The following is a 24048-nucleotide window of genomic DNA, read 5'->3' on the forward strand; positions in this document are numbered from 1 at the left end:
CGCGGGGAAGCCCCGCCGCCGGCCCAGGCCCCGTCGGCGGGGGAAGCCTGCCGCCGGCCGCGCCCTGTTCTCAGCTGAGCCCTGCCGTACGGGCCCGCTCGACCGCCGGGCCGATCGCCTTCGCGACGGCCTCGACATCTTCCTCGGTGGAGGTGTGGCCGAGGCTGAAGCGGAGCGTGCCGCGGGCCAGGTCCGGGTCGGTGCCGGTGGCGAGCAGGACATGGCTGGGCTGGGCGATGCCGGCCGTGCACGCGGAGCCGGTGGAGCACTCGATGCCCTGCGCGTCCAGGAGCAGGAGCAGCGAGTCGCCCTCACAACCGGGGAACGTGAAATGGGCATTGGCCGGGAGCCGGTTCTCGGGGTCGCCGCCGAGGATCGCGTCCGGTACGGAAGTCCGTACGGCATCGATGAGCTTGTCGCGCAGTCCGCCGATCTCGCGGGCGAAGTCCGCACGGCGCTCGGCGGCGAGCCGCCCCGCCACGGCGAAGGCGGCGACGGCGGGGACGTCGAGGGTTCCGGAGCGTACGTGACGCTCCTGGCCACCGCCGTGCAGGACGGGCACCGGGCTGTACTCGCGGCCGAGCAGCAGTGCGCCGATGCCGTAGGGGCCGCCGATCTTGTGGCTGCTCACGGTCATCGCGGCGAGGCCGGACGCGCCGAAGTCGACGTCGAGCTGGCCGAGGGCCTGGACCGCGTCGGAGTGCAGCGGAATGCCGAACTCCGCAGCTGTCGCGGCCAGTTCACGGACCGGCAAAACGGTGCCGATCTCGTTGTTGGCCCACATCACGGTGGCGAACGCCACATCGTCCGGGTCGCGTTCGATGGCCTCGCGCAGCACCTCGGGGTGGACGCGTCCGTACCTGTCGACGGGCAGATACTCGACGTTCGCGCCCTCGTGCTCGCCGAGCCAGTGCACGGCATCGAGGACGGCGTGGTGCTCGACGGGACTGGCGAGAATGCGGATGCGGCGCGGGTCGGCGGCGCGGCGGGCCCAGTACAGGCCCTTCACGGCGAGGTTGTCGGCCTCGGTGCCGCCGGAGGTGAGGACGACCTCGCTGGGGCGCGCCCCGAGCGCCTCGGCGAGGGTCTCGCGGGCCTCCTCGACGGTACGGCGGGCCCGCCGGCCCGCGGCGTGCAACGAGGAGGCGTTGCCGGTGACGGCGAGCTGGGCAGTCATCGCCTCGATCGCCTCCGGAATCATCGGAGTGGTCGCGGCGTGGTCGAGGTAGGCCATGGTGAACACGATTCTACGAGCCGCCCGGCGGCCGGCTCTCGCCCCGGGTGGCCTTACCGCCCAGCCGGTCAGCCGGCCAGGTTCCAGGTGACCATGCCACTGCCGGTGACGAGCGTGACGAGGACGACGAGGTCGGCGGCGCCGAGAGCCAGGCCGAGCAGGGCGCGTCCGCGCCGGGCGGTGCCACGCCACAGGGCGAGGCCGGCCAGGACGATGGCGACGGGTCCGAGCACGGCGTTCATCACTAGCAGTCCGACCAGGCCGAGCACGAACGACGCGACGGCCATGCCGTCGGCGTCGCGCGTTCCGGTGAACCGGCGGGCGGGGGTGGCGAGTTCCATGGTTCCCTTCCTCGGAGTCACCGGGCCGCGCGGCGCGCGAGACGTTCACGCACGGCGAACCCGAGCAGCCAGGCGCCGATGACGGCGGCAGCCACGGTGGACGCGGACAGCGGGATCTGGGCCACGGCGCCCAGAACGATGCCCAGTAAGGCGACAGCGGCGACGAGGGCGATCATGTTCGTTCCCTCCCCTTCATTCGGAGTACGAGTGTTTACTGACTTCCCAGTCTAGTCTTCCGAATACCAGAGAACGGTTGTTTACTGAATGGCATGAGTCACACCGTCGGCATCCGCCAGGCCCAGAAGTTGAAAACCCGTCAGGCCCTCCTGGACGCGGCCCTCGGGCTGCTGGAGCACCAGAGCCTGAGCAGCCTCGGACTGCGCGAGGTGACACGGGCCGTCGGGGTGGCGCCGACCGCGTTCTACCGGCATTTCGCGGACCTGCCGGAGCTCGGCGTGGCGCTGGTCGAGGAGACGCTGGGCAGTCTGCACGGAATGATCGGCGAGATCCTCGCGGATACCGGCGACAGTGAGGTGCGGATCGACCGCACTGTGGACCTCATCGCCCGTCATGTCCGTGAGCAGCCCGCCCACTTCCGCTTCATCGCACGCGAGCGGCACGGCGGGGTGGCTCCGGTGCGCGCGGCCATCGCGGCCCAGCTCCACCGCTTCACGGAAGAGGTGGCGGCGGCACTCGCGCGTGAGCCGGCGTCGGAGGGCTGGAGCGAGGAGGATCTGCGGATGCTGGCCGGGGTCTATGTCGAGCACATGGTGATGACCGCGTCGGCGTTCCTGTCGGCGCAGGAGCCCGGACCGCCCGGCTCTCCCGGCGAGCCCGACGAGCAGCAGGTCGCGCGCACGGCCCGAAACCGCCTGCGCCTGGTCTCGCTGGGCCGCCGCCACTGGCTGCAGGCGGGCTCCCGTACGGACTGAGCCGCGCTCGTCGGCGTCCCCGCACTCGTCGGCGTCCGCGCGCGCATCCGGTCGGTGTCCGCGCCCCCCTCAGGGGAGCGCGGGTCTGCCGCAGCAACAGGACGAAGAGGAGACGGTCGGACTTCACGCGGCCGGCATGCCGTCAGGCGGCCGGACGGGGTGATACCCGTCTGATTGTTACGGGCGGCCCGGATCGGAGGTCCGGGAGGAGACCTCCGGTTCCGCCTGCCCCGACGGAACCCGACGCAACACGCCCTAGGCGCGCCGCAGCGGCGCCTTCGCCAGTTGGCGGGACTGGGCGACCAGGCGGTCGGCGCTGTCCCAGACCTCGGCGTCCTCCTCCAGGAAGCCTCCCGCGAGGTTGCGCGTCGTGATGGCGACGCGCAGCGGGCCCGGCGCCGGGCGGCAGCGGATGTGGGTGGTGAGTTCCACGGTGGGGGTCCAGCCCTTGAGGCCCAGCTCGAACGAGGTCGGCGGCAGCGCGTCGACCGTCAGCAGAAGCGAGAGCGGGTCGGCGTCGCGGCCGTCGGCGAGGCCGAACCAGCCGCGCATCTCGCCCTTGCCGGACGGCGCGCCGACGGCCCAGCCGATGGTCGCCGGGTCGAGCTTGATGGTCAGCCGCTCGGTGATCGCGGAGGAGCCGGGGATCGGCGCGGGGCCGTCGGACGGGCCGAGGCAGTGCTCGTACGGCGGGATGGCCGGCGGCGTCGCGGTCGTACGGACGTCGTCGGGCAGCCGGTCCAGGTCGCCGTACGTGGCGAGGACACGGATGCGCTCGATCTCGGTGCCGTCCTCCGCGTACTGGAACAGGGAGGCCTGACCGGTGGAGAGGGTGCGTCCGGCGCGGATGATCTCGGTGCGGACCACGGCGGGGCCGGGTACCGAGGGGCTGAGGTAGTGCGCCGAGACTGTGAACGGGTCGGGGTGCGGCAGCGCCTCCCCGAGGGCGCGGCCGAGGAGCGCCAGCAGATAGCCGCCGTTGACGGCGCTGATGATCGTCCAGCCCGCGGAGAGCTCCGCGTCGTAGACGCCGGGTACGTCCGGATCCCGGAGAGTGACAGCGGTGTCGCGGTCGAACTCGCTGTTACCGATGGTTGCCTGTGCCACCTGTGCCATACCTGAACCGTACAGCAGGAAACTACTAAGCGGTAGCTTTGGCTGGATTACGGGATTCTCACGCTTCTTCGGCGGCGGCCGAGCGGCGGTTCCAGGCGCGGGGCGCACGCCAGTGGAGGCGCATCGCGAGCAGGCGGAGGAGGAACGCGGTCACCACGGCGAGTCCGCTGGTGAGCGCGTTCAGCACGTCGAAGCGGATGCAGAGGACGACCATCGTGGCTCCGACGATGGCGGGGACGGCATACAGATCGCGGTCCCAGCGCAGCAGCGACGGCACCTCGTTGGCGAGTATGTCGCGCAGGACACCGCCGCCGACGGCGGTGGCGAGACCGAGGGTCGCCGAGGCGGTCAGACCCAGGCCGTACTCGTACGCCTTGGTCGTCCCGGTGACGGCGAAGAGGCCCAGGCCGGCGGCGTCGAAGACATTGACCGAGCCCTGGATGCGTTCGACCTCGGGGTGCAGGAAGAAGACGAGCGCGGCCGCGACGAGCGGCATCACGAAGTACCCCAGATCCGTGAACGCGGCGGGCGGTACGGCCCCGATGACCAGATCACGGAACAGTCCACCGCCCAGCGCGGTGGCCTCGGCGAGGACGGCGATGCCGAAGACGTCGAAGTTCTTGCGTACGGCGAGGAGTGCGCCGGAGATCGCGAAGACGAAGATCCCGGCGAGGTCGAGCGCATGCTGAACGGAGGGCGTGAACAGTTCGTGGAGCACCGCCCAATTGTGCCGCCTCCGCATCGGGGGCCTGGCACGCCCCCGGGGCCCGGGCCCCGGGGGCGTGCCAGGCTGCGGCTCAGCTCGGCTGCTTCGCCGGCGCCTGGGACGCCTCCCCCGAGTCGTCGGACTCCCCGGAGTCCCCAGGCTCCCCGGAGGCGTCGGAGTCCCCGGAGCCGGAGTCGGAATCGGAGACGGAATCGGGCCCGGAGTCGGAGTCGGAGCCGTCTGGGGCCGCCTCGTCGCGGGGCGCCGGGACCGCGTCCGCCGTCGCGACAACGTCCACCTCCGCGTCCTCGACGCCCTCGCGGACCGCCGGGACGACCTCGCCCGATGTCCGCGCGATCTCGCCGGACGCGATCTCCACCGCGAAGTGGCACGCAACCTTGTGGCCGGAGCCGAGGTCCTTCAGCTCGGGGCGTTCCGTGGCGCACAGCGTGTCCTGCTTCCACGGGCAGCGCGTGTGGAAGCGGCAACCCGCGGGCGGGTTCGCGGGGGACGGGAGGTCCCCGCGCAGCAGGATGCGTTCGCGGTGGTCCTCGACCTCCGGGTCGGGGACCGGGACGGCCGACATCAGCGCCTTGGTGTACGGGTGCTTGGGCTCGGCGTACAGCGCGTCGCTCGGGGCCTCCTCCACCAGGGAGCCGAGGTACATGACCCCGATGACGTCCGAGATGTGCCGTACGACCGCGAGGTCATGGGCGATGACGAGATACGTCAGGCCCATCGACTCCTGGAGCTCCTCCAGCAGGTTGATGACCTGCGCCTGGATGGAGACGTCCAGCGCGGAGACCGGCTCGTCGCAGATGATCACGTCCGGTTCGAGCACCAGCGCCCGCGCGATCCCGATGCGCTGACGCTGTCCGCCGGAGAACTCGTGCGGGTAGCGGGACAGGGCGTTCGCCGGCAGCCCCACCCTCGCCAGGATCTCCTTGATCTTCTCCCGGCGCTCCTCCTGGTTCGCGCCGATGCCGTGCGCGGCCATGCCCTCGGACAGGATCGACTCGATGTTCTGTCGCGGGTTCAGGCTGCCCAGCGGGTCCTGGAAGACCATCTGCAGCCGCCGTCTGAACGACCGCATCTCCTTCTCGGGGAGCTTCGCCAGGTCGGTGCCGTCCAGCACCACCTCGCCGTCGGTGATGTCGACAAGGCGCAGCACCGCCCGCCCGAGCGTGGTCTTGCCGCAGCCGGACTCGCCCACGAGGCCGTACGTCTGGCCCGCCTCGACCGACAGCGAAACGCCGTCGACGGCGTAGACATGGCCGACCGTACGGTCGAAGAGGATGCCCTTCTTGACGGGGAAGTGGACCTTCACTCCGTCGAGTTCGAGCAGGCTCATGCCGGGACCTCCGTTTTGGGCAGGACCGGGTTGACGCAGCGGGCCTGGTGTCCGGCTTCGCGTGGTTCGGTCAGTTCGGGCGTGCCGGTCAGGCAGCCCATCTCGTAACGGTCGCAGCGCGGCGCAAAGGCACAGCCCTCGGCCCAGGCGATCTGGTCGTTGATGGACCCGCGGATGGGGTTGAGCGGCTCGCCGCGCGGCGCGTCGAGCCGCGGGATGGAGCCGAGCAGCCCGTGCGTGTACGGATGCGTCGGGTGCGCGAACAACTCGCGCCGGCCCGACGATTCGACGACCTTGCCCGCGTACAGCACGTTGACCTGGTCGCACAGCCCCGCGACGACCCCCAGGTCATGGGTGATCATCAGCAGCGCGGTGCCCTCCTCGTCCACCAGCTCCTTGAGCAGCTCCAGGATCTGCGCCTGGATGGTGACGTCGAGCGCGGTGGTCGGCTCGTCGGCGATGAGCAGCCGCGGCGCGCAGGCCACCGCCATGGCGATGAGGGCGCGCTGCCGCATTCCGCCGGAGAGCTGGTGCGGGTACTCCTTGAGCCGCCGCGTCGGGTCGGGGATACCGACCCGGTCGAGCAGGTGCGCGGCCTCCTTGCGGGCGGCCTCGCCCTTCAGGCCCCGGTGGCGCTGGAGGATCTCGGTGACCTGCACGCCGATCGGGACGACCGGGTTCAGCGAGGACAGCGGGTCCTGGAAGATCATCGCGAGCTTGCTGCCGCGCAGATCACGGATCTTCGAGGGGCTCATCGACAGCAGGTCCGCGCCGTCGAAGTCGGCGCGTCCACCGAGGGTGACGCCCTTGCGCGGAAGCAGGCCCATGAGCGCCAGCGACGTCACGGACTTTCCGCAGCCCGATTCGCCGACCAGGCCGACGACCTGGCCCTCGTCGACGGAGAAGGAGACTCCGTTGACGGCCTTGGAGTCCTTGCGGCCGCGTCCGCCGAAGGTGACGGTGAGTTCGTCCACGTTGAGCAGTGGCATGACATCAACCTCGCAGCTTCGGGTCGAGGGCTTCGCGCATGGCCTCGCCGAGCAGGGTGAAGCCGAGTGCGGTGATGATGATGCCGACCGCCGGATACATGGACATCATCGGCTCGTTGTCGAAGAAGCGCTGGGCCTGGGAGAGCATGACCCCCCACTCCGGGACGGCAGGGTCGGGGTTGCCGAGACCGAGGTAGGACAGCGCAGCGGCCTCGATGATGGCGGTGGCGAGGCTGAGGGTCGCCTGGACGATCACCGGGCTCAGCGAGTTGGGAATGATCTGCGTGAGCACGATGCGCCGCTTGCGGATGCCGAGGGCGCGCGCGGCCAGCACATAGTCGCTGCCGCCCTGTGCGAGCATCGAACCGCGCAGCAGCCGGGCGAAGATGGGAATCTGCACCACGCCGACGGCGATCATCACGGTGGTCAGCGACTGTCCCATCACCGCGGCGATGGACACGGCGAGCAGCAGCGAGGGCAGCGCCAGCATGATGTCGGTGACGCGCATGATGGCGTCGTCGAACCGCTGTCCCGCGCGGCCGCCAAGGGTGGCCGCCGCGCCCGACACGGCGCCGATCACGGCACCGATGACCAGGCCGATGAGCATGGAGACCACACCGACCAGCAGGGTCTGGCGGGCGCCCACGAGCATCCGGGAGAACAGGTCGCGGCCCAGGTGGTCGAGCCCGAACCAGTTCTCGCCGCGTGCGCCGACGAACTTGCCCTGGTTGGGGAAGACCTCACCGCGCCAGGCCTGGTCGGTCGGTGTGTGGGGGGCGACCCACGGGCCGACGACCGCGACCACGACGAACGCCGCGATGATCACCGCCCCGATGATCGCCATCTTGCTGCCGCGCAGCCGGCGGAACGCCTCACGCCACAGGCTCGCGCCGGTGGAGGACTCGGTCTTCGCGGTGAGTTCCGCGAGCCGGTCGATCTTTGACGTCTTGGTGGTTGCCAGGCTCATCAGTGCACCCGCACCCTCGGATCAATGACGCTGTAGGCGAGATCGACCAGCAGGTTGATCAGCACGTACATCGTCGCGATGAACATGATGAAGCCGACGAGCACCGGATAGTCGCGGGCATCGATCGCGGTACGGATGAAGGAGCCGATACCGCCGAAGGAGAACACCGATTCCGTGAGCACCGCACCCGACAGCAGGCTGCCGGTGAGCAGGCCGACGGTGGTGACGACGGGCAGCAGCGCGTTGCGCAGGATGTGCCGGCCGCGGACGACCTTCCGCTCGAGGCCCTTGGACTCGGCGGTGCGGATGTAGTCCTCGCCGAGGACCTCCAGCACGCTTGCGCGGGTCATCCGGACGATGACGGCGAGCGGGATGGAGGAGAGGGCGAGTGCGGGCAGCACCAGGTGCATGATCGCGTCCCAGGAGGCGTCGAACTCACCGGTGAGGATGCCGTCGAGGACCGCGAACCCTGTGACGTCGGTGGCGTCGATACCGGTGGTCAGACGACCGTAGCTGGGGAACAGGTGCAGGTTGACCGCGAAGACGCCCTTGAGCAGCAGGGCGAGGAAGAAGACCGGGATGCAGATGCCGATGAGCGATCCGGAGACGGAGGCCACGTCCAGCCAGCCGCCTCGCTTGCGTGCGGCGAGGTAGCCGAGCGGAATGCCGGCCACCACGGCGATCAGCATGGCGGCCAGGCTGAGTTCCACCGTCGCCGGGAATCTGAGGACGAATTCGTCCCACACCGGCTGTCCGGTCTGGGTGGAGGTACCGAGGTCCAGTTCGAAGATCCGCTTGAGGAAGCGTCCGTACTGGACGTAGAGCGGCTGGTCGAGTCCCAGCGCCCGGTTGATGCGCGCCACTTCGGCTTCGGTCGCCCGCTCCCCCAGGATCGCTGAGGCGGGTCCGCCGGGCAGCCGGTTCAGCCAGACGAACAGCAGAACCGACAGGCCGAGCAGGGTGGGTATCAGCTGTAGCAGTCGTCGTACGACGAGTCGCAACACCCCGCATGCCCCTTTCTTACGTGTCGAACGTGAGTGGATGCGGGTCCGCCCGGCCAACGGTCTTCCGTGGCCGGGCGGACCCCTTGGGGTGTCTTACTTGAAGGAGACCTCGGCGAAGTTCTCCTGCGTCAGCGGGGAGACCTTCGGCGGGTTGACGTTCTTGCCGAACGCGATGGCCGGCGGCGAGGACGAGATCGGCAGACCCGGCAGGTACGCCATGATCGTCTCGTTGGCCTTCTTGTAGAGCCCCGTGCGCTTGGTCGGGTCGGCCACGACCGAACCGGCCTTCACATCGGCGAAGACCTTGGCGTCCTTGAAGCCCCACTGCTTGTCGTACTCGGCGAACCAGGTGCCGATGAAGTTGTAGCCGTCGTTGAAGTCACCGGTCCAGCCGAGCATGTGCAGGGCGCAGGAGCCGGCCTCGGTGGCGTCCAGGTAGTCCGGGTTCCACTTCATGGGCTTCGGGGTGACCTTGATGCCGGCCTTCTCCAGGTCGGCCTTCATCAGCTCGAACATGTCCTGCGGGGCGGGCATGTACGGGCGGGTGACCTCGGTCGGGTAGCAGAACTCGATGGAGAGGTTGCTCTCCTTCGCGGAGGCCAGCAGCGACTTGGCCTTGGCCGTGTCGAACGGGTACTTCGTCACGTTCTCGGAGAAACCGGCGACCGTGTCGGGCATGAACTGCGTCGCGACCTTGCCGCCTTCGGGCAGCTGGGTCTTGACCAGGTTCTCGCGGTCGATGGCGTGCGCGATGGCCTGGCGGACGGCGGGCTTCTTCAGCGCCGGGTTCTTCTCCTGGGACATGCCCAGGTAGAGGAGGTTGAAGACGTCACGGGTCGGCACCTTGAAGCCGGCGCTCTCGAGCGTCTTGATGTCGGCGGGCGCGACCAGGTCGTAACCGTCGATGTCACCGGCCTGCAGCGCCTGACGGCGGCCGTCCTCGGTGTCGATCGTGCGGATGACGAGGTTCTTCACCTTCGCCTTCTCGCCCCAGTAGTCGTCGAAGCGCTCAAGGGAGACTTCCTTGTTGCCCTTGTTCCACTTCGTGATCTTGTACGGGCCGGTGCCGGCGACCGTGCCGGCCTCCTGGCTGTACTTGGGGTACGTGATCGCGTCGCCCTTGGCGCTCGCCTGCTGCTTCTCGTACTCCTTGATCGCCTTCGGCGAGTGGATCGCCAGGGCCTGGAGCGAGAAGCCGCCGGGCAGGTTGGCGGAGGTCTCGTTGACCTCGATGACCGCCGTGTTCTCGTCCTTCGCGGTGCAGGACTTGTAGTTCTGCTTCGGCGCTTCCTTGTCCTCGTTCTTCTTGAAGCCGCCCATGATGGTCTGCCAGTAGTACGAGACCGCGCTCGACTGGTACGTGCCCGTCCAGTTGAACCAGTGGTCGTAGTTGGCGCAGACCGCGGCCGCGTTGAACGCCTCGCCGTCGTGGAACTTCACGCCCTTGCGCAGGTTGAACGTCCAGACCTTGCCGGACGGGTCGCTCGACCACTTCTCGGCGAGACCGCCGACGAGCTTGCTGCCGCCCGACTCGTGCTCCAGCAGCGCCTCGAAGGCCTGACGGGTGACCCGGAACGTCTCGCCGTCACTCGCGAGGGCCGGGTCCAGGGAGCCCGGGTCGCCCGGGGCACCGAAGACAAAGGTGTCCTTGTCGCCACCCTTGTCGCCGTCCTTGCCGCGGTCACTCGAACAACCCGTGGCGATGAGGCCGACCGCAATGGCCGCCGTTATCGCCGTAACGGCTCTGGACTTGAATATTCGCATGGTCCACCCCTGGAATGCGCCGGGTCAGGTCTTGATTGGCCGAACACTACAGACGAGTCCCAACAGGGAGAACAGTCCGCATAGCGGTGATGCACACCTGAGACCCGGACACTCACCAAATCGGTCCGATCCGGGACATCGGACCTCGTCCGGTTAACTTCCGGGACACAAAGAGCTGTTGGGCAGGGCCCGCGGGCTTACGGAACAGCGGCGCCCGCAGGCGTGTGGATCAGCGGCCTGCGGGCGTTCGGAACAGCGGAACTGCGGGCGTACGAAACAGCGGAGCTGCGGGGTACAGATCAGCGGAACTGTGGGCGAACGGATCAGCGGAACTGCGCGGGAGGGTAGCCGTATCCGGACGGCTGCGGCGGCGCGGCGTGGGCCTCGCGGTCGTAGAACGGGCGGGCGTTGGCCCGCAGCCACATGGTGACCGGGTCGTAGTCGTCGGACATCGCGACGGTGGAGACGGGGAGGCCGTCGGGCACGGCGGCGATCGACTGCTGCATCATGGCGCGCACGGTGTCGACGGACTGCTGGCCCGTGTCGTACAGATCGAGACCGATGGCGAGGTACGGGGCGCCGAGTGCGGGCTGCACCCAGGCTCTGCGCAGCGAACGGACAGCGGGGGTGCGGTGGGCGTTCTGCGTGAGCAGGGCGTAGAACTGGGGGATCTCGATGGCGGGCTCGGTGAGCCGCAGGGGTCCTGCGGGCATCCGGTCGAGGCCGGTGGCGATCCGGCGCAGATCGAGCCAGGGGATACCGACCCCGCCGCCCGGCGCATGCGGGTTGAGCCAGAGGCCGTAGCGATCGGGGAAGAGGGCACGGGCGACGTCGGTGCCGGTGACCACTTCGTGCGCCCTGGTCCAGCCGGACGCGGCGAGTTCCTGGGCAGAGGTGACACAGGGGGCGTAGGTCTCGCCGTCCACCTCCATGTTCCCGTACTGGGCGTCGGGGGAGCCGGCCTGGCCGTGCCAGAGGAGCATCCAGATGCGGTCCTCGGCGAGGGCGTGGAGCAGGGCCTCGTACGCGTCGTAGCGTCCGGGAGTCACCTGGCGCAGCATGTGCTCGGCCTGCCCGGCCGCCGCGGTGCCTGACGCGCTCACTCTCGGTCCCACCCCTCTTCGATCCGCCGTTCCCTGACGCCGCCCTGGGCACAGGAGTGCCGCGGGCAACGTCATCAAACCAGCTTAAGCGGCCGTCCTGACACAAACTTGACGACTATGCGTACTGCCGGGTGTAGAAGGGCCTGACCCGGTTGAGCATCCAGTCGCCGACCGGGTCCTGGGCGATGTCCAGCAGGACCAGGTTGACCGGCCACCTCACGGCGACCCGGCCGAGGGCCCGGCCGAGTGCGTCCATGGGGGCGGTGCGGTCGGGGCCCTCGAAGGCGGAGAGCTGGACGCCGATGAAGAGGACCGGAGCGTCGCCCTCGATGCTGGCCAGCACGCGCCGGGCGGTCTGCACGACGCCGGTCCCCTCGAACTCGCCGGCCGCGGCGGCGAGGAAGTCGACCGGCTCCTCCTGCCAGTCCGGCTCGAAGAGCCGGACCCGGCCACCGCTCGCCGGACCGTCCAATGGGGTGCGCCCGACCCGGCAGAGCTCGGCGACGGCCGGCGGCGGCAGCGGTACGCCCACGGCGCCTCCCGGATTCACGGCGATGCCGAGCTGTGGGGGCAGCCCGCGCGCGAACTCGACCGCGGGTGCGACGGTCCCGGAGATCCGGTCGCCCACACAGGCGAGGAACTGCTGCTGGGAGCTGTAGACGGGGACGTAGGGGGCGCCGTCGATGTCCAGGGTCGGCAGATCGAGGCTGGGGCTGTCCGGTCCGCCGCCGTTCGGCAGCGGGACCCACACGGCGCTGCGGCCCAGCACCTCGACGAGCCGGCCACCCGCGGCGGTGTTGCCGACGGAGGCGGCGAGCGCCTCTTCCAGCTCATTGGCGGGCCATGTCGTGTCCACGTGCGATCCCTGCTTCCCCGTCCGGCCCTCGGGCGGGCCGCGATGTCCTGCGAAAGCAGGGTAGCGGTAGTGCGGGCCGGAACCGCCGGGGGCGAGCCCCCGGTACCGCCGGGCGGGCGGGCGTGTCCATCCCCAGTCGCCGGTCAGGCCGAACGGAGCCGCGCCATCATTGAGGCGCTGGGGCGGGGTCCGGGGCGGAGGCCGGGGCATGGCCTGGGCAAGCCACCGGCCATCCCCGTACGGCCTTCGGCCGTGTCCTCAAACGCCGGACGGGCTGGAGAATCGAGCCCCGCTGGGGGTCGCCCCACGCCCGCAGGGCGTAGGGCGAGTTTGAGGCGCGGGGTCCGGCGCCCCAGCGCGGGATCCAGGCCAACGCCCCAGCGCCGGATCCGGGGCAGCACCCCGGCGCCGGATCCGGGGCAGCACCCCGGCACGGGATCCGGGGCAGCGCCCCAGCGCGGGAACCAGACCGGCGCCCCAGCGCCGGATCCGGGGCAGCGCCCGAGCGCAGGGTCCACGGGCAGAGCCCAGCGCGAGAACCAGGGCAGCGCCCCAGCACAGGGTCCACGGGCCGGCGCCCCCGCGCGTTCGGGCGCGGAGACACCGGTCAGACCGGCGCCTCGAAGCCGATGCGGCGCAGCGTTCGCGCCGCATCGCGGTCCAGCAGGACCGCCGAGGCGCAGCCCGCGGGCAGGCGGCCGCGCTGGGCGTCGCGGACCAGGCGGCCCACCGCCCGGCGGTGGCGGGCGAAGGCGTACCCGGAGACTCCGCGGCCGCGCTCCCGCTGGCCCGCGCGGGCGACGTCCGGGGTGACGTCGAGCAGGACCAGATGGAGCGCACGGCCGCGGCGACGCGCCTCGTGGGCCAGCCAGCGCCGTACCCAGGACTGGGTGCCGCAGTCGTGCACGATCACGCTCGCGCCGGAGCGCAGGGCCCGCCAGAGCCCGCCGTAGTGGGCGACCCGGACCAGGGGGCGGTACACGGCGTACGGCAGCAGCCTGGGCATCCGCCGGTCCCAGCGGTCCCTGGTGTCCTGTGAGTCGATCCCGCCGTCCTCGGCCGCGCGCCGTATCAGCGTGGACTTGCCGCTGCCCGGCAGCCCGGAGATCACCACCACGTCTCCCGGGCCGAAGACCAGGCTGCGCGGGCCGCGCCCCGCGCCGTCCCGCAGATCGCGCACGACGGGTGCGGGCGCCGCAGCGCCCAGCAGCCCGCGCGAGCGCACGCCCGGCCGGGCGGGCACTCCCGCCGCCGGGGTCAGATATGCACCGCTCCGCTGCACCGTCATCGCTCTCCCCCTGTCAGGTCACTTCGACCCTGCCCCAGAAGCTTAAAGAAAAGGTAATGACCAACAAGTGATTTGCCGATCGGAGCGCCCGTGCAATGATGTGCCCGCCAACTGCATACCGGCCGCTTGAATCCGCGCGGGAGAGTCCTGGCCACTGTGTGTGCCGGGCGCCGAAGGAGCAAGTCCCTCCCTTGAATCTCTCAGGCCCCGTACCGCGCGCGATGAGGCAGATCTGAAAAGCGGGCCGCAGCTCCTGCGGCTCCACCCAAGGTGCAAGTCATGACCTCCCCCACGTGTGGTCGTGATGAACCTCTCAGGTTTCGATGACAGATGGGGAGGATCGTCCTCGCCAGTCATGCCCTGGGAGCCCCATCCATGAGCAACGCCCCCCGTCTCACCGCCCTCGATGCCCTGCATCGCTCACTGGGCGCGACCATGACCGATTTCGCCGGCTGGGACATGCCGCTGCGGTACGCGAGTGAGCGCGACGAGCACAAAGCCGTACGGACCAAGGCCGGTCTTTTCGACCTCTCCCACATGGGTGAGATCACCGTCACCGGGCCGCAGGCCGCCGCCCTTCTGGACTACGCGCTGGTCGGCAACATCGGCGGCGTCGCCGTGGGCCGCGCCCGCTACACCATGATCTGCCAGGAGAACGGCGGAATCCTCGACGACCTGATCGTCTACCGGCTCGGCGAGACGGAATACATGGTCGTCGCCAACGCCTCGAACGCACAGATCGTCCTCGACGCCCTGACCGAGCGCGCCGGAGGCTTCGACGCGGCCGTACGGGACGACCGTGACGCGTACGCGCTGATCGCCGTCCAGGGCCCCGAGTCCCCCGGCATCCTGAAGTCGCTCACGGACGCCGATCTGGACGGGCTCAAGTACTACGCGGGCCTGCCGGGCACGGTCGCCGGCGTCCCGGCGCTGATCGCCCGTACCGGCTACACGGGTGAGGACGGCTTCGAGCTGTTCGTGGCCCCGGCCGACGCCGAGAAGCTGTGGCAGGCGCTGACCGACGCGGGCCAGGACGCCGGCCTGATGCCCTGCGGCCTGTCGTGCCGCGACACGCTGCGCCTGGAGGCGGGCATGCCGCTGTACGGGCATGAGCTGACCACCTCGCTCACCCCGTTCGACGCGGGTCTGGGCCGGGTCGTGAAGTTCGAGAAGGAGGGCGACTTCGTGGGCCGTACTGCCCTGGAGGCCGCCGCCGAGCGTGCGGCCACCAACCCGCCGCGCAAGCTGGTCGGTCTGATCGCCGAGGGCCGCCGGGTGCCGCGCGCCGGGATGTCCGTCGTCTCCGGCGGCCAGGTGATCGGCGAGGTCACCTCCGGAGCCCCGTCCCCGACCCTCGGCAAGCCGATCGCCATCGCCTATGTGGACGCGGCGCACTCCGAGCCCGGCACCGAGGGCGTGGGAGTCGACATCCGCGGTACTCATGAGCCGTACGAGGTCGTGGCGCTCCCCTTCTACAAGCGCCAGAAGTAATCCCTCCAGCAGCCCCCCATCAGCAGCACTCCCCCGCGTACAGGAGAATTCAGGCCATGAGCAACCCCCAGCAGCTGCGCTACAGCAAGGAGCACGAGTGGCTGTCGGCCGCCGAGGACGGCGTGTCGACGGTCGGCATCACGGAGCACGCGGCGAACGCCCTGGGCGACGTCGTCTACGTCCAGCTCCCGGAGGTCGGTGACACGGTGACCGAAGGTGAGACCTGCGGTGAGCTGGAGTCGACCAAGTCGGTCAGCGACCTGTACTCCCCGGTGACCGGCGAGGTCGTCGAGGCCAACCAGGACGTCGTGGACGACCCGTCGCTGGTGAACTCCGCCCCGTTCGAGGGCGGCTGGCTGTTCAAGGTGCGCGTCTCGGAGGAGCCGAAGGACCTGCTCTCCGCCGACGAGTACACCGACTTCGCCAGCTGACCAGAAACCTTAGGGATCGCGTGATGTCGCTTCTCAACACCCCTCTCCATGAGCTCGACCCGGACGTCGCCGCCGCCGTCGACGCCGAGCTCCACCGTCAGCAGTCCACCCTGGAAATGATCGCCTCGGAGAACTTCGCTCCGGTCGCGGTCATGGAGGCCCAGGGTTCCGTCCTCACCAACAAGTACGCCGAGGGCTACCCGGGCCGCCGCTACTACGGCGGCTGCGAGCACGTCGATGTCGTCGAGCAGATCGCCATCGACCGCATCAAGGAGCTGTTCGGCGCCGAGCACGCCAATGTGCAGCCGCACTCGGGCGCCCAGGCCAACGCCGCCGCGATGTTCGCGCTGCTGAAGCCGGGCGACACGATCATGGGTCTGAACCTCGCCCACGGCGGGCACCTGACCCATGGCATGAAGATCAACTTCTCCGGCAAGCTCTACAACGTGGTCGCCTACCACGTGGACGACGCCACCGGCCAGGTCGACATGGCCGAGGTCGAGCGGCTCGCCAAGGAGTCCAAGCCGAAGCTGATCGTGGCCGGCTGGTCCGCGTACCCGCGCCAGCTGGACTTCGCCGCGTTCCGCCGGATCGCGGACGAGGTCGGCGCGTACCTGATGGTCGACATGGCCCACTTCGCGGGCCTGGTCGCGGCCGGTCTGCACCCGAACCCGGTGCCGCACGCCCATGTCGTGACCACGACCACCCACAAGACGCTGGGCGGCCCCCGCGGTGGTGTGATCCTCTCCACGGCCGAGCTGGCCAAGAAGATCAACTCCGCGGTCTTCCCGGGTCAGCAGGGCGGTCCGCTGGAGCACGTGATCGCGGCCAAGGCGGTCTCCTTCAAGGTCGCCGCCTCGGAGGAGTTCAAGGAGCGCCAGCAGCGCACCCTCGAGGGCTCGAAGATCATCGCCGAGCGTCTGGTCCAGGACGACGTCAAGCAGGTCGGCGTCTCGGTCCTGTCCGGCGGCACGGACGTCCACCTCGTCCTCGTCGACCTGCGACACTCGGAGCTGGACGGCCAGCAGGCCGAGGACCGGCTCCACGAGGTCGGCATCACGGTCAACCGGAACGCCGTCCCGAACGACCCTCGCCCGCCGATGGTCACCTCGGGTCTGCGGATCGGTACGCCGGCGCTCGCGACCCGCGGCTTCCAGGCCGAGGACTTCCGCGAGGTCGCCGACATCATCGCCGAGGTGCTCAAGCCCTCGTACAACGGTGAGGCCCTCAAGGCACGCGTCTCGGCGCTGGCCGCGAAGCACCCGCTTTACCCTGGTCTGTAGGAGTCGCGGCAGCCGTTGACGGCTGCCGCAACAAACAGGACAACAACAAACGGGGCACCGCACGCACTCACCGGTGCATGCGGTGCCCCGCACCACGTACCGCCCGTTCGTTCTTCTGCGCCACCCTGGCAGACAACGGCGTCTACCACCCCCTAGGAGTACCCCCGTGGCCATCTCGGTCTTCGACCTGTTCTCGATCGGCATAGGCCCGTCCAGCTCCCACACGGTCGGCCCGATGCGGGCGGCCGCCCTGTTCGCCCGCCGTCTGAAGAACGAGGGCATGCTGGCCCACACCACCGCGATACGCGCCGAGCTGTACGGCTCGCTCGGCGCGACCGGCCATGGCCACGGCACCCCGAAGGCCGTCCTGCTGGGCCTGGAGGGGAACTCTCCGCGCACGGTCGACGTCGAGACCGCCGACGACCAGGTCGAGCAGATCAGGTCGAGCAAGCGGATCAACGTGCTCGGCGTGCACGAGATCGGCTTCGACTTCGACGAGGACCTGGTCCTGCACCGCCGCAAGGCGCTCCCGTACCACGCGAACGGCATGACCCTGTGGGCGTACGACGCCGACGGCGCGACGCTGCTGGAGAAGACCTACTACTCGGTGGGCGGCGGCTTCGTCGTCGACGAGGACGCGGTTGGCGAGGACCGGATCAAGCTCGACGACACCGTGCTCAAGTACCCCTTCCGCACCGGTGACGAGTTGCTGAGGCTCTCCCGCGAGACCGGTCTGTCGATCTCCGCGCTGATGCTGGAGAACGAGAAGGCCTGGCGGACCGAGGAGGAGATCCGCGAGGGGCTGCTGGAGATCTGGCGGGTCATGCAGGCCTGTGTCTCGCGCGGCATGTCCCGGGAGGGCATCCTGCCCGGCGGTCTGAAGGTCCGCCGCCGCGCCGCCACAACGGCGCGCAAGCTGCGCTCCGAGGGCGACCCGCTGGCGCTCGCCATGGAGTGGATCACCCTCTACGCGATGGCGGTGAACGAGGAGAACGCGGCGGGCGGCCGCGTCGTCACCGCGCCGACGAACGGCGCCGCGGGGATCATCCCTGCCGTCCTGCACTACTACATGAACTTCGTGCCCGGCGCCGACGAGGAGGGCGTCGTCCGCTTCCTCCTCGCGGCCGGCGCGATCGGCATGCTCTTCAAGGAGAACGCCTCGATCTCCGGCGCCGAGGTCGGCTGCCAGGGCGAGGTCGGCTCGGCCTGCTCGATGGCGGCGGGCGCGCTCGCCGAGGTGCTGGGCGGCTCGCCCGAGCAGGTGGAGAACGCCGCGGAGATCGGCATGGAGCACAACCTCGGCCTGACCTGCGACCCGGTCGGCGGCCTCGTCCAGATCCCGTGCATCGAGCGCAACGGTATGGCGGCGGTGAAGGCCGTCACGGCGGCGCGGATGGCGATGCGCGGCGACGGCAGCCACAAGGTCTCCCTCGACAAGGTCATCAAGACCATGAAGGAGACCGGTGCGGACATGTCCGTGAAGTACAAGGAGACCGCGCGCGGCGGCCTCGCGGTGAACATCATCGAGTGCTGAGCGGAAGGCCGACGAGAAGATCACCTGCAAGGTGGCCGACGTGACCCGTTGCGCGTTCTGACGCACGAGCGACCACGGCCCCCGGCGGACTCGCCGGAGGCCGTACCGGTGCGCGCACCGGTGGCATCAGCCCTTGTTGAGCGACGCCCAGAACTCGTCGAAGGTCAGCAGGCCGTCGCCGTTGCTGTCCTTGGACTTGATGACGGCCTCGGCAACCGTCTCGGTCACGTTGAAGTCGCCCAGCTGCGCCATGACGCTCTTGTACTCGGCGGCCGAGATCAGCCCGTCCCCGTTCAGGTCGTACCGGTCGAAGGCCTTGCGCGCCGTCTCGATGTCCGCCACTGGGTCCACCCCTTCTTGGTGCATAACTGACGGAGGTCAGGTTATCGGCGGGATCCACGATCCAGGCCTGGGGGGCGCTCCGAGGCCGGAGGCCGGGGTCGGCGACCATGGAGGCATGAGTGATGCGGTGGCACGGATCCTGGCAGCGGCGGCACGCGGGCAGTTCCCGCCGCCGGACGGCACGACCACCGTGGTGCCGCAGCCGAATCCGCGGGACGCCGGGGTGCTGGCCTTCACCGCGCACTCGGTGGTCTTCACGGACGAGGACCCCCAGTGGGTACGGGACACCCTGGCCACCGTCTCCGGCGATGCGCTCGCGGCGACGATGAACCCGGGCTTCCTGAGTGCGCTGATGGCGAGAACCGGCCGTTCGATGAACACCATCGACCTGCTGACGGTCGCCGACGCCCGGCCCGGACCGCCGGAGCCGGAACTGCGGGAGATCGAGGATCCGGCCCATCCACGGGTGGCGCGGGCCATGAAGTTCCGCGACGACGTACGGGTCTGGGCCGCGGACGGCGGCGTGCTGGTGCTGGGCCGTGGAGTCGCGGGGCGCTGGGAGGCCGCGATCGAGGTGGACCTGGAGGCGCGTGGCGCGGGCCTGGGGGTGCGCCTGGCGGTCGCGGCGCGCCATCTGGTCCCCGACGCGCATGTATGGGCTCAGCAGTCGCCGGGAAACGCCCGCAGCGTGCGGACGTTCCAGCAGGCCGGCTACCGGCCGGTGGGCTCCGAGGCCCTTCTGGTGGCCCACTGACGGACAAAGCCGATGGAGAAGGGTTCAATTACCTATCGGTAGCTCGAAACGTAGGTTTTTCGCCCCGCACCGCCGAATTCCCGCCAATCCAGCCTCCATGATTCATCACTCTCCGCCGCCGGGAGATAACTTCATGGCGTCGTCGCCACACCAGGAGCGCAGGGCTCCCAGGGACAAGCGGCGCAAGGGTGAATTCACCAGTGACGATCGCAGCTGACACTGACACGATTGGCGCCTTGGGCGCTGATTCCCCCTTCACCACCGAACCCTTCACGGTCGAGCCCTTCACCAGAAACTGCAGGATCATCTGGGACGAAGGCGATCACGTTCTCATCGGGGTCTCCCCCGGAAACAGCTATTTCAACGCCCGGCGTATCACCGAACTCACGCGCTGGGCGACGGCCCACTTCACAGAAGTGGATTTCGTCTACGCCGACCTCCATGTCGCCGAGATGTTCTCGGCACTCGGGCACACCGACGAGCACGCCGGCCGGCGCGCGGCCAAGGAACTCAAGGCCGTACGGCGGCGGATCCTCGGCGGAGTCGAGGCGGCGGCCGGACCGCCGGGCCGCCGGATCGGCGTGCACGCCCTGTCGGATTTCTCCGGCAATCAGGTCTACGAGCTGCTGCACCGGCGCGTGCGGCACTTCCTCGGCACCGACGAGGAATTCCAGAAGAGCTGCGCCAGGATGGTGGAGCAGTTCCTCGCCCCGAAAGTGGCAGGCGGTGGATCCATCAACGCTGCACAGCGCACCGCCTGCCTGGACTACATTGCGGCGGAGCTCCCCTTCTTCCTGGACACCCCAGGAATTCTCGAAGTGCCCTCTTCGGTCTCCTGCTATCACGCACTGATGCCGCTGACCGAACTCCTCTACGCCAAGGGCGGCGGACTGCGGGCCACCCGCAATCAGGCATATGCCGTGGTGCGTCCCCATGTCTCGGAAAGGACCCAGGAAGATGACCGTCGAGCAGCTTGACTTCCCGCTCTCCCGGCGCGGTGACGTGCTGCCCGCCGAATGTTCCTGGCTGCGGGAGAAGCGGCCGGTGGCGCGGGTGCGTACGCTCACCGGCGACGAGGCCTGGCTCGTGAGCAGCCATGCGCTGGCCGAACAGGTCCTGGAGGACGAGCGGTTCAGCCTCAAGGACACGGCAGCACCCGGTGTGCCCCGGCAGTACGCCCTGACGATCCCGCCCGAAGTCGTGAACAACATGGGCAACATCAACAGCGCCGGTCTGCGCACTGCCGTGATGAAGGCGCTCAACCCCCGGGCAGGCGGTGGCGCTCTCAAGCACTGGCTGCGCCTCAGGGCGGACGAGCTGATCGATGTGATGGCCGCGGAGGGCCCGCCGCTGGATCTGCGTGCCTGCTTCGCCGACCCGTTGTCGGCGGCGCTGCACTGCGAGGTCATCGGTGTGCCGTTCGACGACTGGCGCCGGCTGATGTCCGGACTGGACATCGCCTTCATGACCAGCGCCCAGCCCTTCGACGGCGCGTCCCTCAACTGGTACAAGGACCTCGACTACATGGTCGAGCAGCTCAATGCACCGGAGCCGGACGGCCTGCTGGGTGAGCTGGCGGCGCTGCGCCAGGACCCCGAATCGGCCCATCTGACGGACGAGATGCTCGCCATGGTCGCGGCGTCGCTCTTCGGCGCGGGCGCCGTGTCCACGTCCTCGTTCCTGGTGCTCGCGGTGCTCGCACTGGTGCAACGCCCCGAGCTGATCGGCTACCTGCGGGACCATCCGGACCGGATGGGCCGTGCCGTCGACGAGCTGCTGCGCTGGAATCTGTCGATCGGCGACGGCCTTCCCCGGCTCGCCCTCGAAGACGTCCGGCTGGGCGACGTCCTGGTCCGCAAGGGTGAGTTGGTGCTGGTGCTGGTGGAGGCCGCCAATTTCGACCCGGAGGTCTTCGAGGACCCGGAGCGGCTCGATCTGGAGCGTGAGCACAACCCGCATCTCTCCTTCGGCGGCGGCCGCCACTTCTGTCCCGCTTCCGCGCTGGGCCGGACCCATGCGGAGATCGCACTCGAGGCGCTGGTCCGGCGACTGCCGGGGCTCAGGCTCGCGGTGCCGGACGAGCAGCTGGTGTGGCGCACGGGGTTCATCAAGCGCCTGCCGGAGCGGCTGCCGGTGTTGTGGTAGCTGGGGCTCTTCCCCCCGCCCCTTCCCGTTCGATCGCCGGCGGGGCTCGTTCCGGGCCCCTCCGGCGATCGAGGGGCGGGGGGTGCGGGGGCTGAGCCCCCGCTCAGCGGAAGACGCCCGTGTGTCCCAGCGAATAGCGGCCCGGCTGCGGATAGACCGCGAGGCCGTGCGGGCCGCTGCCGACCGGGATACGGGCCAGTTGCTCCCCGGTCCCGGTGTCGATCGCGTACACCTCCGAGTTGTAGCGCCCGGACAGCCAGAGCACCCTGCCGTCCGCGGAGACACCGCCCATGTCCGGGGAGCCGCCGCCCGGCAGCCGCCATTTCTTCGTCAGCCTGTCCTGCGCGAAGTCGAAGACCGAGATGGTGCCTTCGCCGCGGTTGGTGACGTACATCTCCTTGGAGTCACGGCTGACGTAGAGGCCGTGACAGCCCTTGCCGGTGGGCAGCAGGTTCGGCGTGGTGAACTTCTCGCCGTCCAGCACCCACATGCCGTGGGCGATCATGTCGGCGATGTAGAAGGTCTTGCCGTCCGGCGAGATCTTCACGTCCTGCGGCATCGCGCCGCGGAACGGCAGCTTCTGCTGGCCGATGACCTCCATCCGCTCGGTGTCGACCTTGAGCAGCTCACCGGAGAACTCGCAGGAGACGATGAAGTACCGGCCGTCGGCGGAGAAGTCCGCGTGATTGACGCCGTAGCAGGAGACCGGGGTGGTCTTGACCTTCCGCATCGTGTGCGGGTCACGGAAGACCAGTTCGCGGTCGAGGGAGGCCATGACGACGGCGTGGCGGCCGTTGGGCGTGAAGTAGAGGTTGTACGGGTCGTGGACCTCGACAGGCTTGCCCGCGATGCCGGTGGCGGGGTCGATCGGGGTGAGGGTGTGGCCGCGGTTGTTGTTCACCCACAGGGTCTTGAGGTCCCAGGACGGGACGACGTGCTGCGGCTGGGCGCCGACCGGGATGGTCTCGACGACCTTGTACGTCGCGGGGTCGATGACCGTGACCGTGTTGGAGTTGGTGTTGGGGACGTACACCCGGGACGGGAAGTCCCTGACCACTGGCGACAGCTGACCCGGCCGGTCGGCGGCGTAGACGTCCTTCGGGTCCAGGACGGGCGGCATTCCCGGCAGTCCGGCCGGGGCGGCGACCGCCTTCTTCGACGCGGGCGGGGCCTGTTCCGGTTCGTTCTTCTCCGCGGGGGCGCCACAGCCCGCGGCAAGGACGGCGAGCGCGGCGGCGGCAAGGAGAACCGTGGATCGTTCGGTGAGGTGCAGCATCAGGTCAGCAGCTCCGTGGTCGTCACCGCACGCAGTCCGCGGCGGTCCAGTTCGTCGAGGAGGGCAGGCAGTGCGGCGACCGTGTCCGGGTAGCCGAAGTGGAGACTCACCACCGAGCCGCGCCGGATCTCGCGGGTGACGGTGCTGGTGACGGCGGGAGCGCCGGGAGACGTGTGGTCGAGCGAGTCGACGTCGTAGGAGAGCGTGTGCGGGTAGCCCGCCCGGGCGGCCAGCCGCTGGACGAGCGGCGTGGCGTACCGCGTACGGGACGGGCGGAACCAGCTGCCGATCGAACCGGTGAGTCTGCGCAGCCGCTCCGCACAGCCGGTGATCTCGACGTATGCGTCGGCCTCGGCCATCGAGGAGATGTCGAGGTGGCGCAGGGTGTGGTTGCCGAGGTCATGACCGCCGTCGAGGATCCGCCGGGCGAGGGCGGGGTGTTCGTCCAGCCAGGTGCCGACGGCGAGGACGGTGATACGGGCGCCGGCCCGCTCGGCCTCGGCGAGCAGGGCGCGGGCGATGGCCGGTTCGCCCTGGCCATGGAAGGTGAGGGCGACGGCGGAGCGGCTTCGGGGGCCGTGCGCGATCTCGGCGGGCAGACCGGGGATGCGCGGGGCGCGGTGCCGGCGGCCGGCGGCCGGGCCGTGGCCGACGGGGCGGCGGGAGCCGCGGGGTCGGCGGGGCGATCCGGGGCGGGTGGCTTCGGGGCGGGGCCCGCCTCCGTACAGCCGGTGGCAAGGGCTCCGGCAAGCGCGGCGCCCGCTCCTGTGCGCAGTACGCCACGGCGGCCGATTCGGTTCACGTCACAGCACAGTAGGCGCGAGCAGGGCGGAAAATAACGATTGACCCAATTCAGGACGATCGCGGGTCGCACATCCACAACCCGCCCCGCGGCCAGCAGATCGAGGATTCACCCACGCCAACCCATATTCATTCATGGTTTTACAGGCGAGTGGCCCAGTTCACCTTTAATTCAAGGTTGGATTGCATGGGTATGTACGATTTCGTTCGCATACAGAGTTTTGGCGACGGGCCCCCCGTCTGCCATAGTCGGTGGCACGACCCCCATTGACCCGGGCCAGGTCGTCCAGAAGAAGCGGCCGCGGATACACCCCCAAGTCCACCGGCCGCACACGTGAAG

Annotated in this window: 24 protein-coding genes and 1 riboswitch; of the genes, 8 read left to right on the forward strand and 16 right to left on the reverse strand. The window is 69.7% G+C overall.

Annotated elements, in window-relative coordinates:
- Positions 1–70 precede the first annotated feature (70 nt).
- The 3 genes from ACZ6ZQ_RS14320 to ACZ6ZQ_RS14330 all read right to left on the reverse strand — a co-directional run bounded on the left by ACZ6ZQ_RS14320 (position 71) and on the right by ACZ6ZQ_RS14330 (position 1751).
- Entirely contained in the window at positions 71–1234 is a 1164-nt protein-coding gene (locus ACZ6ZQ_RS14320) for a cysteine desulfurase family protein (protein ID WP_469768834.1), read from the reverse strand.
- A gap of 68 nt (positions 1235–1302) precedes the next feature.
- Positions 1303–1575 (reverse strand): DUF4190 domain-containing protein, encoded by a 273-nt coding sequence (locus ACZ6ZQ_RS14325; protein WP_469768835.1) that lies wholly within the window; start codon positions 1573–1575, stop codon positions 1303–1305.
- A gap of 17 nt (positions 1576–1592) precedes the next feature.
- Positions 1593–1751: a hypothetical protein gene (locus tag ACZ6ZQ_RS14330; RefSeq protein WP_453660869.1), complete on the reverse strand. Its 159-nt coding sequence runs from the start codon at positions 1749–1751 to the stop codon at positions 1593–1595.
- A 93-nt stretch (positions 1752–1844) separates the two neighbouring features.
- Between ACZ6ZQ_RS14330 and ACZ6ZQ_RS14335 the strand changes: the two genes are divergently transcribed.
- Positions 1845–2507 (forward strand): TetR family transcriptional regulator, encoded by a 663-nt coding sequence (locus ACZ6ZQ_RS14335; RefSeq protein WP_469768836.1) that lies wholly within the window; start codon positions 1845–1847, stop codon positions 2505–2507.
- Positions 2508–2762: 255 nt separating this feature from the next.
- Here the strand turns inward: ACZ6ZQ_RS14335 and ACZ6ZQ_RS14340 are convergent, their stop codons facing one another.
- From ACZ6ZQ_RS14340 to ACZ6ZQ_RS14385, 10 genes are all read right to left on the reverse strand, one after another.
- Positions 2763–3623, reverse strand: coding sequence for a thioesterase family protein (locus tag ACZ6ZQ_RS14340; RefSeq protein ID WP_469768837.1), 861 nt, complete (start codon positions 3621–3623; stop codon positions 2763–2765).
- A 58-nt stretch (positions 3624–3681) separates the two neighbouring features.
- A complete protein-coding gene (locus ACZ6ZQ_RS14345) occupies positions 3682–4341 on the reverse strand; it encodes a trimeric intracellular cation channel family protein (protein ID WP_469768838.1) in 660 nt (219 codons plus the stop codon).
- 79 nt (positions 4342–4420) lie between these two features.
- The gene (locus ACZ6ZQ_RS14350; protein WP_469768839.1) at positions 4421–5680 is read right to left on the reverse strand and encodes an ABC transporter ATP-binding protein; all 1260 of its coding nucleotides are present in this window, start codon (positions 5678–5680) and stop codon (positions 4421–4423) included.
- A complete protein-coding gene (locus tag ACZ6ZQ_RS14355) occupies positions 5677–6669 on the reverse strand; it encodes an ABC transporter ATP-binding protein (protein ID WP_453668440.1) in 993 nt (330 codons plus the stop codon). Before ACZ6ZQ_RS14355 ends, ACZ6ZQ_RS14350 begins: the two co-directional genes overlap by 4 nt.
- A gap of 4 nt (positions 6670–6673) precedes the next feature.
- The gene (locus ACZ6ZQ_RS14360; RefSeq protein WP_469768840.1) at positions 6674–7636 is read right to left on the reverse strand and encodes an ABC transporter permease; all 963 of its coding nucleotides are present in this window, start codon (positions 7634–7636) and stop codon (positions 6674–6676) included.
- Positions 7636–8640, reverse strand: coding sequence for an ABC transporter permease (locus ACZ6ZQ_RS14365; protein WP_469768841.1), 1005 nt, complete (start codon positions 8638–8640; stop codon positions 7636–7638). Before ACZ6ZQ_RS14365 ends, ACZ6ZQ_RS14360 begins: the two co-directional genes overlap by 1 nt.
- Positions 8641–8733: 93 nt before the next feature.
- Positions 8734–10404: an ABC transporter substrate-binding protein gene (locus ACZ6ZQ_RS14370; RefSeq protein ID WP_469768842.1), complete on the reverse strand. Its 1671-nt coding sequence runs from the start codon at positions 10402–10404 to the stop codon at positions 8734–8736.
- Between the two features lie 323 nt (positions 10405–10727).
- A complete protein-coding gene (locus ACZ6ZQ_RS14375; RefSeq protein WP_453668736.1) occupies positions 10728–11507 on the reverse strand; it encodes an enhanced serine sensitivity protein SseB C-terminal domain-containing protein in 780 nt (259 codons plus the stop codon).
- 115 nt (positions 11508–11622) lie between these two features.
- Complete coding sequence (locus tag ACZ6ZQ_RS14380) at positions 11623–12363, reverse strand: enhanced serine sensitivity protein SseB (RefSeq protein ID WP_469768843.1); 741 nt, start codon at positions 12361–12363, stop codon at positions 11623–11625.
- A 607-nt stretch (positions 12364–12970) separates the two neighbouring features.
- On the reverse strand, positions 12971–13651 hold the full coding sequence (locus ACZ6ZQ_RS14385; RefSeq protein ID WP_469768844.1) for an AAA family ATPase: 681 nt from the start codon (positions 13649–13651) through the stop codon (positions 12971–12973).
- 127 nt (positions 13652–13778) lie between these two features.
- Positions 13779–13876: riboswitch (glycine riboswitch) on the forward strand.
- Between the two features lie 150 nt (positions 13877–14026).
- Between ACZ6ZQ_RS14385 and gcvT the strand changes: the two genes are divergently transcribed.
- From gcvT to ACZ6ZQ_RS14405, 4 genes are all read left to right on the forward strand, one after another.
- Positions 14027–15142 (forward strand): glycine cleavage system aminomethyltransferase GcvT, encoded by a 1116-nt coding sequence (gcvT, locus tag ACZ6ZQ_RS14390; protein ID WP_469768845.1) that lies wholly within the window; start codon positions 14027–14029, stop codon positions 15140–15142.
- A gap of 56 nt (positions 15143–15198) precedes the next feature.
- Positions 15199–15573, forward strand: a complete 375-nt coding sequence (gcvH, locus tag ACZ6ZQ_RS14395) for a glycine cleavage system protein GcvH (protein WP_469768846.1) — start codon at positions 15199–15201, stop codon at positions 15571–15573.
- 23 nt (positions 15574–15596) lie between these two features.
- A complete protein-coding gene (glyA, locus tag ACZ6ZQ_RS14400; protein WP_469768847.1) occupies positions 15597–16856 on the forward strand; it encodes a serine hydroxymethyltransferase in 1260 nt (419 codons plus the stop codon).
- A gap of 166 nt (positions 16857–17022) precedes the next feature.
- The gene (locus tag ACZ6ZQ_RS14405; protein ID WP_469768848.1) at positions 17023–18390 is read left to right on the forward strand and encodes an L-serine ammonia-lyase; all 1368 of its coding nucleotides are present in this window, start codon (positions 17023–17025) and stop codon (positions 18388–18390) included.
- Between the two features lie 126 nt (positions 18391–18516).
- Here the strand turns inward: ACZ6ZQ_RS14405 and ACZ6ZQ_RS14410 are convergent, their stop codons facing one another.
- Positions 18517–18732 carry an EF-hand domain-containing protein gene (locus tag ACZ6ZQ_RS14410; RefSeq protein ID WP_469768849.1) on the reverse strand — a complete coding sequence of 72 codons (216 nt, stop codon included), beginning with the start codon at positions 18730–18732 and terminating at the stop codon, positions 18517–18519.
- Positions 18733–18847: 115 nt separating this feature from the next.
- On the opposite strand from ACZ6ZQ_RS14410, the gene ACZ6ZQ_RS14415 reads away from it, so the two are divergent.
- The 3 genes from ACZ6ZQ_RS14415 to ACZ6ZQ_RS14425 all read left to right on the forward strand — a co-directional run bounded on the left by ACZ6ZQ_RS14415 (position 18848) and on the right by ACZ6ZQ_RS14425 (position 21631).
- A complete protein-coding gene (locus ACZ6ZQ_RS14415; protein ID WP_469768850.1) occupies positions 18848–19486 on the forward strand; it encodes a GNAT family N-acetyltransferase in 639 nt (212 codons plus the stop codon).
- A gap of 200 nt (positions 19487–19686) precedes the next feature.
- A complete protein-coding gene (locus tag ACZ6ZQ_RS14420) occupies positions 19687–20463 on the forward strand; it encodes a tRNA-dependent cyclodipeptide synthase (RefSeq protein WP_469768851.1) in 777 nt (258 codons plus the stop codon).
- Positions 20444–21631 (forward strand): cytochrome P450, encoded by a 1188-nt coding sequence (locus ACZ6ZQ_RS14425; protein WP_469768852.1) that lies wholly within the window; start codon positions 20444–20446, stop codon positions 21629–21631. The genes ACZ6ZQ_RS14420 and ACZ6ZQ_RS14425 overlap by 20 nt, the downstream gene beginning before the upstream one ends.
- Positions 21632–21734: 103 nt before the next feature.
- Here ACZ6ZQ_RS14425 and ACZ6ZQ_RS14430 read toward each other — a convergent pair whose 3' ends face one another.
- Together ACZ6ZQ_RS14430 and ACZ6ZQ_RS14435 are read right to left on the reverse strand one after the other, a co-directional pair.
- Positions 21735–22907: a YncE family protein gene (locus tag ACZ6ZQ_RS14430; RefSeq protein WP_469768853.1), complete on the reverse strand. Its 1173-nt coding sequence runs from the start codon at positions 22905–22907 to the stop codon at positions 21735–21737.
- The gene (locus ACZ6ZQ_RS14435) at positions 22907–23635 is read right to left on the reverse strand and encodes a polysaccharide deacetylase family protein (protein WP_469768988.1); all 729 of its coding nucleotides are present in this window, start codon (positions 23633–23635) and stop codon (positions 22907–22909) included. Before ACZ6ZQ_RS14435 ends, ACZ6ZQ_RS14430 begins: the two co-directional genes overlap by 1 nt.
- Between the last annotated feature and the right edge of the window lie 413 nt (positions 23636–24048).

The organism is Streptomyces sp. NPDC053673, from assembly GCF_055585225.1.